Here is a 15,936-nt window from a genome sequence, read left to right as displayed (position 1 = left end):
GAAATCTAACGAAACAGGGTATCGCTATTGCGGCAAAAAAGGGGCTAGATGGCGGATTTTCACCCAAATAACGATATGGCGTTTCGTTAGATTCCGGTAGCTGCTGATTTCGTGAGAATAACGATATGGAGTTTCGTTAGAGCTCGGGGTCACTTAGGTGCTTTGCAAAAGCCTGCGAAAGTGCAGGCTTTTGCACCTGAATTCCCCTGTTTTGAGGAAATTCCTGCAAAAGTGCAGGCTTTTCCCCACTTTGGGCTGGAATCGAGCTAGTTTGGAGAAAAAGGATGCATTTACGCAGGAATTTACTCTTTCGGGCGGAGGTATCTACTAAATTCCTGCATATTTGCAGGTTTTTTGATGTGTCTGGTGTGCAGAGTGTCCTGATATGCGTGTACCGCCCTAATGCGTGTCTGGTATTTGTCTGAGGTGCGTATACTGAATTCTTAATGTGTGTTTTGGGTGTACCGGTGTGCGTTGCGTTTGGTGTGCAGAGTGTCCTGATGTGCGCGTACTGTCCTAATGCGTATCTGGTATTCGTCTGAGGTGTGTATACTGAACGTCCTAATGTGTGTTTGGGGGTGCGGGTGTGCATCTGTCGTGCGTGCAGAGCGATCTAATGTCTTTCTGCTGTGCTCTGGTGTACATTTGGTGGGCTTGCAGAGGTCTTAATGTACGTCTAATGCGCGCCTGCTATTACGATACTGAGCGACCTAATGCTCGTCTATTAGCAATTGATGTGCAACTGGTCAGTACCTAACTATCGTCGATTCAAATTCACTCCGAACACGCCCCCGATCGCTCCGATCGCCAGTGCCGGGAGCAGCCAGGCTAGTGTAGCCCATTGAATCGAGCTGTCCAGGGCGAGGAAGCTGATCACGAAGACGAGAATGCCATAGATCAGACCGGTTATGGAGCCTTGGTATAATCCCTTCATTTGCGCCCGTTTGCCGGAGACTAGCCCTCCGAACAGAATAGCAATCGAATGAACAATGTATGTGTATAAGTTGAGCTCTTGTTCCTCTAGCATGTCGAATTGCAGTAACAGGGATAATGCGAGAGCACCGATCATCATCCAGAGAAAAGCGTACCACAGGCCGGACAAAGTCGGATGGGAAATGCGAATTGAAGCTATACGGCGGATGAAATTCATGACGCGATCCTCCATTCCATATTAATGGTACCTATTTTATGGTCAAGCTTGAACGGTTATGACAAGTTAGCTCTTGATCCATCTACGCAAAATTGGAATCCGCTTAATATCATGCCAATCTATCAATCTCAGACAAGCCGCCAGAATCAAATAAATAACGCCAGCGATTAAGCAAGTAACGATGAAATGAAGGCCTTGGTTACTGATGAGTACAAGCTCATTGTAAAGATAGGCCGCTGCTGCACTCATGATGATCATCAGGCCGCCAACCTTAATGATGTCCAGAGTGGGGAAGCGGAAGCGAAGCGCGTTTGATACGCTGATCCCATGCAGTAAAGTTACGATAATGATATTGATAATAATCGCGAAGATAGCTCCATAGATGCCCAGGCTAGGATTCGACGCCAAATAATAGATGAGAATGAGCTTCACGACCGCACCGATCAGAGTATTGATCAGCGCGCGTCCAGGCTTATCGAGTGCCTGCAGCGTGGCTTGCAGCGGAGCCTGAGCGTAGGAGAAGAGAGCGATAGGGGCCATGACCTTAAGCATTCCGGCCACACTAACATTGTCATACAGAAGCAAGCACAGCGGTTCAGCCAGGACATACATAATGGCCGCGAACGGAGCGCCGGTCACCAGTGCCAGCCGGATAGACTGATGCAATCTCAGATGAATGGTTCGCATATCTCCTTTGGCCTGAGCTTCTGCCAGAGAAGGGACGAGCGAGATAGCCAGCGACGAGGTAAGCGCACCGGGCAGCAGCATGAGCGGGATGACCATACCTTGCAATGCGCCATATTGAGAAGTGGCGACTGCCGTAGCAATTCCGGCTATGGCGAGGCTGCGTGCTGTGATGATTGATTCCAGCAGATAGGACATGGAGCCGACCAGACGGCCGCCTGTTACAGGCAGGGCCACCTTAAAGATTTGTCTAAGGAGCGAGAAGAAGGAGACTTTACTTTGTTGTTCAACGGCGGTATCCGTACATGCTGTAGAATCTGGCTTTGGTTTGACCTGTATTTTGCCGCGAAAACGTTGATATTGCCAGAGCAGAACAGCTAGGCCGACAATCTCTCCGAAGACAACCCCGAGCATCGCTCCGGCTGCGCCATATTCGATTCCCCAGGGGAGCAGCAAGTAGGAGAACCATAGAACGCAGATGATCCTGGCGACGGTCTCGATGACGGAGGAGACGGCGGAGGGCACCATGTTCTGCTTGCCCTGGAAGTATCCGCGATATACGGAAGATACAGCGACGATGACGATCATCGGGCTCATCGCGATGAATGTCTGGAAGACACGCGGATCGGTCAGAATATGCTGGCTTACCCACGGGGCCCCGAACAGACATATAAAAGTGAACAGGAACCCGATAGCAGTCGCATAGACCAGGCTCGTCCTTAGAATCGCAGCAGATCGCTGAGAATTCCCAGTCGACTCTGCCTCGGCTACCAGCTTGGCGATGGCAAGAGGAATCCCTCCAGCTATAAGCGTTACAATCACCAGGAAAAAAGGGTAACCCAATTGATACAAGCCGACGCCTTCTGTACCGATGATCCGCGGCAGCATAATACGTGGAATGAAGCCTAGAATGCGATTAATAATACTTGCCAAGAGCAGGATCATCGTGCCCTGGATAAAGGTTTGTTTATTCAAATCGATTACCTCTCTCCCCTAAATGAGCATCTCCCGAATAGCGATGTTAATTAACCATATGCTAGTCCTCTCCCAATTCATGACTTGTCTTTAGAGGAAGTTCAAAAAGTTCGCTTTTGATCACGAAGTAACACGGGGAGCTTATTCGACGTCGAATCTTGAATTCACCCGGGCCTTCTGATGCTCACGTACAAACTACGTACGCTCCGCTCCTCAGGCCCTAGGTTCATCCAATCTTCTCGGTGCTGAAAACCGATCTTTTTGAACAAGCTATTTAAGAGAAAGTTCAAAAAGTCCACTACCCTCGCATTTTCATCTCTTATTTATAGTCGATAATTCTATCAAGCAGGAATCGGGAAAATGAAGTAGAATGTTAATGTAGATGGGGATGAGGAAGGAGGCACCAAGAATGGCTGAAGAGGATTACACGAGGAAGGAACTGTTCGAGACGATCGAGAATCTATGCCGTAGCAAGGTAGATGAATTCCGGCTGATCGGATATGAACATGTGACAGAAGAGGAAATATGGAGCTGCGTCAGCCAGAAGTATGAGAAGGATGGCTTTCCGCCATTATACAAATTGGTAAATGATATCCTTTCTTTGAAGATAACCCATTTTATGAATTATTTAACGCTTTCCGCTTATCGTGGATCCCGTTTAGATTAAGGGGTCTTTTTTGTGTTCTAGGAAGGGAAGTTCAATAGCTTTGGTGCTGAAAATGGACCTTCCTGAACACACTGTTGAGAGCCGCCGTAATAAAACTGACAAAATTGGTCAAATTGACGGTCGATTCTCACGTAGCTATAATAGGAATATTGAGAATTGAAAGGGGATCGAAGTACGGGATGAAAAGAATAGTGGCATTCATATCCGTGGTGGTTGTCGTAACAGCCATAATGTGTTGGTCAACCCCAGGTTTATTGAAAAGCATGCGTCTCGGCCTGGATTTAAAAGGCGGTTTCGAGATTTTGTATGAGGCTTCACCTTTGGAGGGCGGGACAAAAGTTACCAAGGAATCGCTGGTCAAAACAGCGCAAAGCTTGGAGAAACGCGCCAACAAGCTCGGAACGAGCGAGCCTGAGGTTACTACGGAGGGAACGAACCGGATTCGTGTTAAATTGGCCGGTGTAACCGATGAGTCTGAGGTCCGCAAAATGATGAAAGAGCCTGCGGAATTGACGTTCCGTAGTAAAGATGGAACTGAGAAGAATGCAGATGAATATAACAAAATTGAAATGATCGGTACTGACTTCGCTGAGAACGGCGCCAAGGTCGAGCTCGGACAGATGAACGAGCCTCTGGTCAGCATCAAAGTGAAGAGTAAAGATAAATTTGCTGAAGTAACGAAACGTTTGCTCGGTCAACCACTTGCTATTTATATGAATGATGAATTGATCTCTGATCCAACTGTACAAGCTGTCCTTACTGATGGAACAGCTTCAATCAGCGTAGGTGGCGATCGGGTTAAGGCGAATGAGCTTCGCGACGTTATCAACCTGGGCGCTCTGCCACTGAAGCTGACAGAGAAATACTCACAAAGTATCGGGGCAACTCTCGGTCAGCAGTCTTTGACCTCTACGATTGAGGCAGGTTTGATCGGCTCAGCATTTATTTTGATATTCATGATCGGGATGTACCGGGTGCCAGGCCTAATCGCCAGCTTCTCCCTGATCCTGCATACCTGGCTGCTTATAGCCGTGTTCGCTTGGGCGAATTTCACGCTAACTTTGCCGGGGATTGCGGCGATTATACTCGGGATTGGGATGGCCGTCGATGCCAATATCATTACCAATGAGCGGATCCGAGAAGAGCTTAAGAGCGGTAAGAGCGTAATGTCCGCGGTTAAAGCGGGGGGCAAGCATTCCTTCCGTACGGTTATGGACTCCAACATTACGACGATTATCGTAGCCATCGTGATGTACGCATATGGAACAGGATCGGTAAAAGGCTTCGCCCTTGTACTCATTGTGGAAATCGTGCTTAGCTTCGCCACGAATATCTACTTCTCCCGGTTCCTTCTTCACTTGCTGCTTAAAGCGGGTAAGCTGATGAAACCGAAATACTTCGGTGTTAAGGAGAGTGAAATTCGTGCACTTTGATAAGAGCATTAAGAAACTGGATTATGTACACTTAAGTAAATACTTCTTTGCTTTCTCGATCGCTTTGATGGTGATCGGTGTCGTCTTCCTGTCTGTATTTGGTTTGAATTATAGCGTAGACTTTCAATCCGGCTCCAATGTTGACATTAACATTACGAAACCGATGACCAAGGACGAGATTACTCCGATTCTGGAGAAGCTAGATATTGCTCATGGAACCACGATTAACGAAGGGGAGCAGCGGATCTCGATCCGGTTCAACGAAGTGCTTAGCGAGGATCAGGATTCGGTACTGAAGCAGGAGATCAGCAAGCTTGATCCGAATGCTGCGTTTGAAATCAATACTGTGGATACGGATATGGCCAGGGAACTGGCTCATAATGCGATTAAATCCGTTCTGTTCGCTTGTCTGGGGATTATCATTTATGTCAGTATCCGTTTTGAATGGCGGTTTGCTGTAGCTGCAGTTGCATCATTGTTGCATGACGCTATTCTGGTTATAGCGGTCTTCTCGATCTTCCAATTGGAGGTCGACCTTACGTTTATCGTTGCTGTATTAACTATTATCGGTTACTCTATCAATGATACGATCGTTATCTTTGACCGGATTCGCGAGAATATGCGCTTTGCCAAATTGAAGACCGATGAGGACCTTAAGGAGCTGGTCGATCATAGTATTGCACAGACGATCATGCGTTCCTTGTACACGGCTCTGACGGTGTTCATCGCCGCCTTCTTCTTATTCTTACTCGGCGGGGAATCTATCAAGATGTTCTCCCTGGCGATGTCCATCGGTCTTCTGTTCGGAGCTTATTCCAGTATCTTTATTGCCAGTCCGCTGTGGTATTTACTTAAGATTGGAAAAAAGAAAAAACCGGCTAAGGCGGCTTAAGCGATTATATAAGTGTATTGTTGCTGGGCATGGAGAGCCGCGTCGTAATCGACGCGGCTCTGTCATTCTATGATTAGTTCTCGGGCTTCAGGGGGGTTATAATGAGACGCGAACAAACTGTTGCTACAGATTCCGTTGCTGCAGTCAGTATGGTATGCAATTTCGCCCTAGCTGCTCTAAAAGGGACTGTAGGTTTATTGTTTAATAGCCGCGCTATGCTGGCAGATGCCATATACTCGTTATCAGAGGTGTTGTCTGCTGTCGCCAATGCGTTGATGAATGTCAAATGGAGGCTGTATGATCGCCATAAGCAACCTGCTTCCCGGCCAAACGCTACGCAGCAGGCGAATCTGAATCTGCCCATCGCAGTATTCATCGCAGTATTGATTCTGCTCGGCGCACTGCAGACCATCATTACGACGATGACAGCCATTGTTGAAGGAGATATTCATGCTCCCGATTATGTTGCGGGGGTCGTTGTCGTCGCGGCTCTGGTGATCAAGGAAGTGCTCTTTCAAATTCAGTATCGTTCAGCCTCTGCACAATCGGAGAAGGAACGAGAGAGTTATGCGGAGAACCACCGCTATTCGCTATATTGTTCTATTATCGTTATGCTTGGTATATTTGGAGCGATGACGGGTCATGCGCTAGATGTACCCGTGATGCTATATTTTGATCCGATTGCAGCCATTATTGTCGCCTTTATTGTGGCTTATCGCGCTTACTTGATGGTGAAGAGAACGATCAGCGGCTTGATAGCTACAACGCTCGTGGAAGAGGATACCGAACGGTTCATAGAGACGGTTCAGCGCGTCCATGGGATTATCACCGTTGAGGATTTGCGCGCCCTCGAGCACGGGCATTATGTGAGGGTGGTCGCCAAGATCAGCGTAAATCCGCAGATCACTGTTACAGAGGCGAATGATATAGCCAATCGGGCGAAGGTGCTGCTTATGCACCGTTTCTCTCATGTGAATGATGTCAGTATTCTTGTACTGCCGTATGACCCGGGGTATCCCTACAAGAGCAATCAACTGGGAGCGAATGATGATATGCCTAACCTCCTGCAATAGTAATTATTTATTCTGAAAATCGAGGGATCGACCGGAGAAAGAGGTGTGAAGTCGTTGCTACAATCGAAGTATCAGTGGAAGCTATCTTCTTGCGATGCTGAAGCGTCGCGTCGACTGGAGCAGCAGCTAGGTATTCCACCCTTGCTCGCTTCTCTATTGGTGACGCGTGGGATCAAGCATCCCGAGGAAGCTTCAAGATTCATGGATCAGTCCTTGCTGGACCAGCATGATCCATATCAGATGAGCGGAGTCAAGGAAGCGGTTCCAAGAATCCGCCAGGCTGTTGAATCTGGTGAACGAATATTAATCTATGGAGACTATGATGCGGATGGAGTATCTTCTACCGCACTTATGATAGAGCTGATGCGCAGGCTTAAGGCGAGCTATGAGTTCTATATTCCGCATCGTTCGAAGGAAGGCTATGGATTACATAATCATGCATTGAAGCAAGCTCATGAGAATGGAATCAGTCTGATTATTACCGTAGATACCGGAATTAGCGCTGTAGAACAGATCAGCTATGCATCTGAGTTGGGAATCGATGTGATTGTTACTGACCATCACGAGCCGCCGCTCAAGCTTCCGGAAGCCTATGCGCTTATCAATCCGAAGCTTCCCTACTGCCCGTACCCCTTCAAGGGGCTGGCGGGTGTCGGAGTGGCCTATAAGCTGGCCTCAGCATTGCTTGGTGAGGACACGCCGGATGCGTGGCTGGAGCTTGTAGCCTTGGGGACAATTGCAGATTTAATGCCATTGATAGATGAGAACAGAGTGCTTGTCCGCAAAGGACTTAAGCAGATGACGGAGTCTTCATTTCCGGGAATGTCCGCACTGCTTCACATCGCTGGCTGGAATCCAGGCGAGGTCTCTGCGACGAATGTGGCCTTCGGTCTTGCGCCGCGTATTAATGCGGCTGGTCGCATGAGCCATGCCTTCGAAGCGCTTGATGTTCTGACAGCGACCCACATGGAGGCGGCGGAAGCCGCGGCAGAGAAGCTGGATCTGCTCAACCGGGAGCGTCAGCAACTGGTTGATGACATTGTGCGCGAAGCCTTCGAACGGATCGAGGCGATAGAAGCTGTCGGGCCTGTGCCGAATGTGCTAGTCGTCGCAGGTGAGGGCTGGAATGTGGGCGTGGTCGGTATCGTCGCTTCAAAAATATTAGAACGCTATTACCGCCCGACTCTAGTGCTCGGTATCAATTCAGCTACAGGGGAATGTAAGGGCTCTGCGCGTTCTATACCCGGCTTTGATATTTACGAAGCCTTGACGCATTGCGATGAATTGCTCGATCATTATGGCGGTCACCCTGCAGCGGCCGGGATGTCATTACATGTTAGCCATCTGGAGGAATTCGAACAGAGACTTAATGATTTCTCGCAGGCTATCCTTAAGCCGGAGCATTTCATTCCGTCCTTGCAGGCCGAGCTGGAGTGCAGATTGGGAGAGATTACACTGCCTGTGATTGAACAATTGGCCCAGCTGGAGCCCTTCGGAATGGGAAATCCTTCTCCGCGCTTGCTTCTCCGGGAAGCTGAACTGCTGGATTACAGACAGATGGGCAAGGATAGCAAGCATCTGAAGCTGACGATCCGTCAGGATGGGAATGTGATGGAGGCCGTAGCTTTTGGCAAAGGTGAGATCTATACTCTGTTATCTCCGGAAGCGAGAGTCAATCTAGTCGTAGAAGCGGGGATTAACGAATGGAATGGGCGGCGTAAGCCGCAATTATTCATTCAGGATATTTCGATTCCTGATCTGCAGGTGTTCGATTATCGAGATCCACTGGATCCCGGGATGAAAATCGAAGAGCTATGCAGCAAAATGCTAAACATCTCATACTGCAGCGCTGGCTCGCTCGCGGTTGTCTCAACACGTCGGGCGGATCTGCTCTCGATCGGTCATTTACCGGGAATATCGGCGTGGGTTTATGACAAGGAGCGAGGAATCTATCCTGGCAGCGCTGAATCGGAATGGGACGAAGCGGTTACAGTAAAAACATTATTCGTTATGGAACTGCCGGAGTCACCGGATATTTGGAACAAAATGCTGTCTGGTTTCGCCAATCTGGAACGGGTATTCCTGCTTCATCCGCGTTCATCCGTGGAAGTGATCGAGGCGCCGTCCCGCGAACGATTCAAGCAGGTCTATGTATTTCTCAGGAAATATGTTGGCCCGGATGGATGCTCCGAGGAACAGGTGATTGTAAATATAATGTCCCGTTTAGGAATTACACGCCGTATGGTATATTTTATTCTGGACATATTTACAGAGCTGGACTTCGTAAGCCGGACTGAAGGAAGGATTATGGTCAATCCGGAGCCTTCCAAGCGTCCGTTGGAATCCGCGCAGAGTTATCAGGCCTTGGGACTGCTTGCGGAGATGGAGCAAATCCTGCTTTATGAAGAAGTGCCACAAATTACGGAATGGATCACCTGCCAATTACAGGGGGTTTCATAATAGATTTTGTCCAAGCAAGGGATGGTAGTATATTTTAATTTTATGGAGGAGATTTTGTTGGACTTAAAACCTTATATTCGCGTAATCCCCGATTTCCCGCAGGAGGGTATCAGCTTCAAGGACATTACGACCTTATTGAATGATGGTGAGAAATACAAGGCGGCTATTAATGCGCTTAAAGAGTTGGTATCCGATTTAAAAATAGACGTGATCGCTGGTCCGGAAGCCCGCGGTTTTGTCGTTGGCGCTCCGCTTGCTTATGCACTCGGGGTTGGCTTCGTGCCGATCCGCAAGAGCGGCAAGCTGCCTTATGAGACGATTGAAGCAGGCTATGATCTTGAATATGGCAAGGATAAGCTGGCGATGCATAAGGACGCGATCAAACCTGGTCAGAACGTACTGATCGCTGATGATTTGCTGGCAACGGGCGGTACGATCGCAACTTCCGTCAAGCTCGTTCGTGAGCTCGGTGGGAATATTGTGGGGACAGCCTTTCTGATTGAGCTCAGCGAGCTGAACGGACGGTCCAAGTTGCCGGACATCAACGTATTCTCACTTGCGAAGTATGATTATTGATCAGAGCCTAGCAGATCCTCTGATTTATCTATAAGAAGGGCGGCCTCCCGAGTAGTGATAGTAAGTTAACTACTTGGGGGACCGCCCTCGTTTTTATTTTTAATTAAGCGGCATCTTCACTCTCGTTGGAGAGACCAAAATGCTGAATAAATTTGAAGAACAGGCTGAGCACGATACCTACAATCGTTGCAAGAGCCATCCCTTTTAATTCCACGTTGCCGAGTTTTAATGTAGCGCCGCTGAGTCCGACGACAAATACGACGGTGGCCAGAATCATATTCGTGGCTTTGGAGAAGTCGACCTTCTGTTCGACGAAGATACGAAGCCCGGAAGCAGCGATGACGCCGAACAAGAGCAGCGATACTCCGCCCATTACCGGTTCAGGAATATTAGCGATCACGGCCGAGAATTTACCGGAGAAGGAGAGCAGGATAGCAAAGACAGCCGCTCCACCGATTACATAGGTAGAATATACCTTGGTCAAAGCCATAACCCCAATATTCTCGCCATAGGTCGTATTCGGCGTGGAGCCGACAAACCCGGATATCACGGTAGAAATACCGTTCCCGAGCAAGGATCTATGCAAGCCTGGATCTTTCGACAGATCTTTACCTACGATATTGCTAGTAACGAGCAAGTGACCGATATGTTCAACGATGACGACGAGTGCAACCGGAATGATCGAAACGATGACCGAGAAATCCCATTTTGGCGTTGTTATGGTCGGCATGGAGAACCACTGAGCCGCTCCGATCACCTCGGTCTTCACTTCACCAAGGATTAAGGCAAGCACGTAACCGACCACAATACCGATAAGGATATGGATGATCTTCGGGAAGCCGCGGAATAGCACTGCTCCCAGAATAGTTACACCGAGGGTGACCAGTGAGAGGGTAATATTCGTTGCATTTGGAGTGAACGATACGCCTGGATCTTTAGAGATCCAGCCAGCCATACCGGCAGCAACAGGGATCAGTTCAAGACCGATCAGCGCGACAATTGCGCCCATAGCTGCTGGCGGGAATACGACATCAATCCACTTGGTTCCCGCATATTTTACGAGTAATCCTACTACGATGAAGATAAGACCGGTAATGATGAAAGCTCCCAGAGCGAGCGCATATCCGTTGCCTGGATTTCTCTCGATTACAGAAAGTACCGGTGCGATAAAAGCAAAGCTCGAGCCGAGATAGGCTGGTATTTTTCCTTTACAGATCAGAATGTAGAGCAAGGTGCCGATCCCGTTCATCAGCAGAATCATGCCTGGATCTACGCCGAACAGGTTCGGTACCAGCACGGTACTGCCAAACATGGCGAATAAATGCTGGAGACTTAGCAGGGCGCCAGGCCCGACAGGGACTTTCTCATTAACTTGAATTTCACGTTGCAAGCAGGGTCACTCCTCTATAATTAAACGTTCTTATGGCATCCTTAATATGATAAGGACAATCCCGACATTTTTCAACAATATTTTTTGCTTGCTGAGCGTCTTTTTCCAGATTTCCCTGAAGCGGATTGAATATACCTGGCCTCCAGACAAATAAAAAACCCGGCATTTGCACCTACCGCAAACGTCGGGTTCTCTATAATTCTTTATGCGAAATGATGTGAAATTCTAGAAGCTATTGCTAAGCTGCTCGGCAAAATCGCCGACGATCGGTAATTTGGTCTGTTTCCCCTGGAGTGCAAGCAACATGAGGACGATCCACAGAACGAACATTAACGGCCAGATGATCAAGGAGATTAAAGCGCCGATAATAGGGATGAAGCCTACGATGATGTTAATCAGTGTTAGGGAACCGAATACGATGATGGATTGGGCGGCGTGAAATTTAACGAAGTGGCTGTTCTTTTCGAGCACGAGGAAAATAATACCTGAGATGAAGCTAAATGCGTAACACAGCAGACCGGCCACCTTGGGGTCTAATCCGGTCGAGGATGGTTCGGCATTCAAATTGTTCATGGAAATGGGATTCCTCCTAGATAAAGTGTAATTATATGATACATGGATATTCGTTAAGTTGGTAGGTAATTCCTTCCACGAATGAAACATTGTTTTCGAATAAACAAGAAAAAATTTGAAAGATGTCGAAAAGGCTGTGCTCTAATTTCACAGAATCGCTGGAAGCCAGAGAGAATAGTTGACGGAAGGGTATGTAAGAGTCATAATTATAGGAAATCAAAAATGGGGGTATAGTGCCCTCTGACGTACAGAACTCAATCTAGATTTATATATAGAAAGGACTCGGACAGGATTCAATGGGCATAGAGCGATTACTTGAAAAGGCGTCCGCCTATATAAAAGAACCGGATCTTCCCCGCATTCGGGAAGCATATGACTTCGCAGAGCAGGCCCATCACGGTCAGCTGCGGAAGTCTGGAGAACCGTATATACTGCACCCTTTAGCGGTGGCTGATATTGTCGTCGGCATGCAAATGGACATTTTGTCGATTATTGCTGCGCTTCTTCATGATGTGGTAGAGGACACTACCGTTTCTCTGAAGGAGATCGAGAATCAGTTTGGCATGGAGTGCGCCTTATTGGTTGACGGGCTAACCAAGCTGGAGCGAATCAAATTTCGTTCCAAGGAGGAGCAGCAGAACGAGAATTACCGCAAAATGTTCATCGCTATGGCACAGGACATCCGTGTGATTGTGATTAAGCTTGCCGACCGTCTGCATAATATGCGGACTTTGAAATATCAGTCTGAAGAGAGTCAGCGGCGTATAGCCTATGAGACACTGGAAATTTTCTGTCCCATTGCGAATCGGCTCGGTATTTCCGCTATTAAATGGGAGATGGAAGACATTGCGCTGCGCTATTTGAACCCGCAGCAGTATTATCGGATTGCTAATTTAATGCGGAAGAAACGGGCGGAACGGGAAGAATATATTGCGAATGTTATCGCAAGGATCAAAGAGAAGCTAGAGGAAATGGGCGTAGAGGCCGACCTGTTGGGCCGGCCCAAACATATTTATAGCGTGTACAAGAAGATGACCACGAAGAATAAGCAATTCAATGAAATCTATGATTTGCTGGCCATCCGTATCATTGTTAACAATATTAAGGACTGTTACGCGACACTTGGCATTATTCATACTTTGTGGAAGCCGATGCCTGGACGGTTTAAGGATTATATTGCGATGCCTAAGGCCAATATGTACCAATCTTTGCATACGACTGTGGTTGGTCCTAATGGCGAGCCTACGGAAGTGCAGATCCGTACCTGGGAAATGCACCGTACGGCGGAGTACGGGATCGCGGCGCACTGGGCCTATAAGGAAGGCAACTATGCAGGCGGTCCGGAGAACAGGATGACGTTCTTCAATGAAATTCTGGAGCTTCAGCATGAGGCCAAGGATGCTTCTGAGTTCGTGGAATCGCTCAAAATGGACTTTTTTACCGATTTGGTGTTTGTCTTTACGCCATCCGGAGAGGTCATCGAGCTGCCTGCGGGCTCTGTTCCGCTTGATTTTGCATACCGGATTCATACCGAGGTTGGTAACCGGACGATAGGTGCCAAGGTGAACGGGCGGATCGTGCCGCTGGATTGTAAACTGAAGACTGGGGATATCGTTGAGATTCTGACCTCGAAGCATTCTTACGGGCCGAGCCAGGACTGGTTGAAGATTGCGCAGTCTTCCCACGCTCGCAGCAAAATCAAGCAGTGGTTCAAGAAGGAGAAGCGCGAGGAGAATATCGAGAAGGGACGCGAAGCGATTGAACGGGAGCTGAAGCGGGCCGGGATCGATTCCTCTCTTTGGATGACGGATGATAAATTGTTGGATGCAGCCAAGAAGTATTCCTTCAATGATATCGATGATATGCTGTCTGCTATCGGCTTCGGCGGAATCACTGCGGCGCAGATATGCACTAAGCTGACAGAGAAGCTACGTAAGGAGCAGGAAGAGAGCAGCAACTCGATCGAGCTTACTTCGGAAATCAAGGAAGTGAAGCCGGCGCCGGAGACGCGCAAGCCGCGTCCAACTAATGGTGTTGTCGTGAAAGGGATCGATAATCTGCTAGTTCGCTTCGCCAGATGCTGTAATCCGGTTCCAGGCGATGATATCATCGGCTATATTACCCGGGGGCGGGGAGTCTCCGTCCACCGCAGCGATTGCCCGAATATTCCTCATGACGGAGATGGGGAAGAGGCAGAACGGATTATTGAGGTGGAGTGGGTCGGTGAGATCGAAGCCAATTACAGTGTAGACATTGAGATCACCGGTCATGATCGGCGTAATTTCCTCAATGAAGTGCTGCAAGCTGTATCGGAGAGCAAGACGAATATTTCGGCGGTGTCGGGCCGCTCGGATAAGAACAAGATGGCGCTGGTTCACATGACGATCTTGATCCGCAATACGGATCATTTACAGTCTGTTGTGGAGAAGATCAAGAGGGTGAAGGATGTCTACACGGTCCACCGCATCATTCAATAGCGGAAGTTCAAAAACTCCACCTTTGATCACGAAGTAAGCCAATAAGCTGATTCGGCATAGAATCTTGAATTCAGCAGTGGCCTAAGCAGATGCTTACGAAGTTATGTTTCCTACGGAAACATCTCAGGTGCTCACGTACCCACAACGTACGCTGCGCTCCTCATGCCCTGCTTCATCCAACCTTCTCGGTGCTGAAAACTCACATATTGAAGAAACGGAGTTAATGTGAAATGAAAGTAGTTGTACAACGTTGTAAGGCGGCTAGTGTGACGGTTGACGATGAGGTTATCGGCTCTATTGGGCAAGGGTTGATGCTGCTCGTAGGTATTACCCATGACGATACTGAGAAGGAAGCAGCTTACCTAGCTGAGAAAATCGCCGGGCTGCGGATTTTTGAGGATGAAGCTGGCAAAATGAATCTTAGTGTCACCGATGTTGGGGGATCGATCCTGTCGGTATCGCAGTTTACGCTCTACGGGGATTGCCGCAAAGGCAAGCGTCCCAGCTTTATAGCGGCTGCCAGACCCGAACAAGCCGAACCGCTGTATGATCGCTTCAATGAAATGCTGCGGGAGAAAGGCCTGACGGTGGAAACCGGTCAATTCGGCGCTCTTATGGATGTGGCCTTGACGAATTGGGGGCCGGTTACCCTGGTGTTGGACAGCCCTGCTGTTTAATTAACGGACTGAACTGAATAACGGATAATTGGCTCCTTCACTGGATACCCTTCTAAGTAAAGAGACAGCAAGCCATGAGATAATTGCGATTTTTCATGAGCAGCTGGATTTTAACGATGATGGAAGTGACCAGTGAGGGAGCCTTTTGTTATGCGCCAATCTTTAAAATCAACTGCCTTGCAGAGCCTCCCGCTTCTGCCGACCGGAGGGCGGAGGGAAGCCGAGAGGCTTGCGAAGGCCGGGCATGGTGAGGAGCGAGCCTGCTTGCAGGAGGTTAGACCGTCCAGTGAGCATTTACTACGCCGTTAATGTGGGCGGGGGTAAGATTGATCTTGAATAAGGGAGTGACTGGGATGTCCAAGCATATACAAGCTTATTTCCGTAATGAAGATGAGGCCGAAGGAGCTAGAGCGAGCCTGATTGCTGTTACGACTGCAGAGGTTGAAGTGGGGCGGCTGTCTGACTCGGTAGCTGCCAGCGATTGGTCTGCGCCGGCCTTCTATCCGATGAGCAACAATGGATTTACTGTGGCCAGCGGTCCGGGAACGATGTCGGCACAAGGCCTGTTTCATGTAGTGGATATGGGGGATGGCGAGGTGCGAGGGGATCTCGATGGGAGCAATAGCTTTGATGCGGATCGCGGAGAGACGGTTCGAGATGATGTGCTTGATGAGGCTGTAACGGATGAAACCGATGAGTATCAGTATGTGCTCAGTACAAAAGTCAGTGATGAACAATATGAGAGCGTTGTGCATAAACTACGTTCTTTGGGGGCTTTTATTGAAACAGCGGGACGATAAACTTTGTAATCTAACTGTAACATTGGCTTCACAGTCCTTTAACATAGCCTGTTTATAATAAGAGCATGACCCCCTTTTTAATATATACCTTTTGAACCTGTACCCCGTT

At 48.5% G+C, this 15,936-nt stretch carries 14 protein-coding genes; 10 read left to right on the top strand and 4 right to left on the bottom strand.

Annotated elements, in window-relative coordinates; all coding sequences use genetic code 11:
- Positions 1-757 precede the first annotated feature (757 nt).
- Positions 758-1,150, bottom strand: coding sequence for a TIGR04086 family membrane protein (locus BFJ94_RS13160; RefSeq protein ID WP_120463080.1), 393 nt, complete (start codon positions 1,148-1,150; stop codon positions 758-760).
- Positions 1,151-1,216: 66 nt separating this feature from the next.
- On the bottom strand, positions 1,217-2,809 hold the full coding sequence (spoVB, locus tag BFJ94_RS13155; protein WP_120463079.1) for a stage V sporulation protein B: 1,593 nt from the start codon (positions 2,807-2,809) through the stop codon (positions 1,217-1,219).
- Between the two features lie 409 nt (positions 2,810-3,218).
- On the opposite strand from spoVB, the gene BFJ94_RS13150 reads away from it, so the two are divergent.
- The 6 genes from BFJ94_RS13150 (at position 3,219) to BFJ94_RS13125 (ending at position 9,910) form a co-directional block, all read left to right on the top strand.
- The gene (locus BFJ94_RS13150; RefSeq protein ID WP_120463078.1) at positions 3,219-3,476 is read left to right on the top strand and encodes a post-transcriptional regulator; all 258 of its coding nucleotides are present in this window, start codon (positions 3,219-3,221) and stop codon (positions 3,474-3,476) included.
- A 179-nt stretch (positions 3,477-3,655) separates the two neighbouring features.
- Complete coding sequence (secD, locus tag BFJ94_RS13145; protein WP_120463077.1) at positions 3,656-4,909, top strand: protein translocase subunit SecD; 1,254 nt, start codon at positions 3,656-3,658, stop codon at positions 4,907-4,909.
- Entirely contained in the window at positions 4,890-5,801 is a 912-nt protein-coding gene (gene secF, locus BFJ94_RS13140) for a protein translocase subunit SecF (protein ID WP_120463076.1), read from the top strand. Before secD ends, secF begins: the two co-directional genes overlap by 20 nt.
- 101 nt (positions 5,802-5,902) lie before the next feature.
- Positions 5,903-6,874 carry a cation diffusion facilitator family transporter gene (locus BFJ94_RS13135; RefSeq protein WP_120463075.1) on the top strand — a complete coding sequence of 324 codons (972 nt, stop codon included), beginning with the start codon at positions 5,903-5,905 and terminating at the stop codon, positions 6,872-6,874.
- 54 nt (positions 6,875-6,928) lie between these two features.
- Positions 6,929-9,334, top strand: coding sequence for a single-stranded-DNA-specific exonuclease RecJ (recJ, locus tag BFJ94_RS13130; RefSeq protein WP_120463074.1), 2,406 nt, complete (start codon positions 6,929-6,931; stop codon positions 9,332-9,334).
- Between the two features lie 57 nt (positions 9,335-9,391).
- The gene (locus BFJ94_RS13125) at positions 9,392-9,910 is read left to right on the top strand and encodes an adenine phosphoribosyltransferase (protein WP_120465228.1); all 519 of its coding nucleotides are present in this window, start codon (positions 9,392-9,394) and stop codon (positions 9,908-9,910) included.
- A 103-nt stretch (positions 9,911-10,013) separates the two neighbouring features.
- On the opposite strand, the gene uraA is transcribed toward BFJ94_RS13125, so the two are convergent.
- On the bottom strand, positions 10,014-11,300 hold the full coding sequence (gene uraA, locus BFJ94_RS13120; protein ID WP_120463073.1) for a uracil permease: 1,287 nt from the start codon (positions 11,298-11,300) through the stop codon (positions 10,014-10,016).
- A gap of 225 nt (positions 11,301-11,525) precedes the next feature.
- Positions 11,526-11,873: a DUF4870 domain-containing protein gene (locus BFJ94_RS13115; RefSeq protein ID WP_120463072.1), complete on the bottom strand. Its 348-nt coding sequence runs from the start codon at positions 11,871-11,873 to the stop codon at positions 11,526-11,528.
- Positions 11,874-12,169: 296 nt separating this feature from the next.
- On the opposite strand from BFJ94_RS13115, the gene BFJ94_RS13110 reads away from it, so the two are divergent.
- From BFJ94_RS13110 to BFJ94_RS13100, 4 genes are all read left to right on the top strand, one after another.
- Entirely contained in the window at positions 12,170-14,350 is a 2,181-nt protein-coding gene (locus tag BFJ94_RS13110; RefSeq protein ID WP_120463071.1) for a RelA/SpoT family protein, read from the top strand.
- Positions 14,351-14,580: 230 nt separating this feature from the next.
- A complete protein-coding gene (gene dtd, locus BFJ94_RS13105) occupies positions 14,581-15,027 on the top strand; it encodes a D-aminoacyl-tRNA deacylase (protein WP_120463070.1) in 447 nt (148 codons plus the stop codon).
- Between the two features lie 150 nt (positions 15,028-15,177).
- Positions 15,178-15,336: a hypothetical protein gene (locus BFJ94_RS25405; RefSeq protein ID WP_162944272.1), complete on the top strand. Its 159-nt coding sequence runs from the start codon at positions 15,178-15,180 to the stop codon at positions 15,334-15,336.
- A 44-nt stretch (positions 15,337-15,380) separates the two neighbouring features.
- Positions 15,381-15,827 (top strand): hypothetical protein, encoded by a 447-nt coding sequence (locus tag BFJ94_RS13100; RefSeq protein ID WP_162944271.1) that lies wholly within the window; start codon positions 15,381-15,383, stop codon positions 15,825-15,827.
- The last annotated feature ends 109 nt before the right edge of the window (positions 15,828-15,936 follow it).

It is taken from the genome of Paenibacillus aceti, assembly GCF_003614185.1.
Lineage (GTDB): Bacteria > Bacillota > Bacilli > Paenibacillales > Paenibacillaceae > Fontibacillus > Fontibacillus aceti.
The sequence above is the reverse complement of the archived record's forward strand: the minus strand, read 5'-3'. Positions and strand labels throughout refer to the sequence as shown.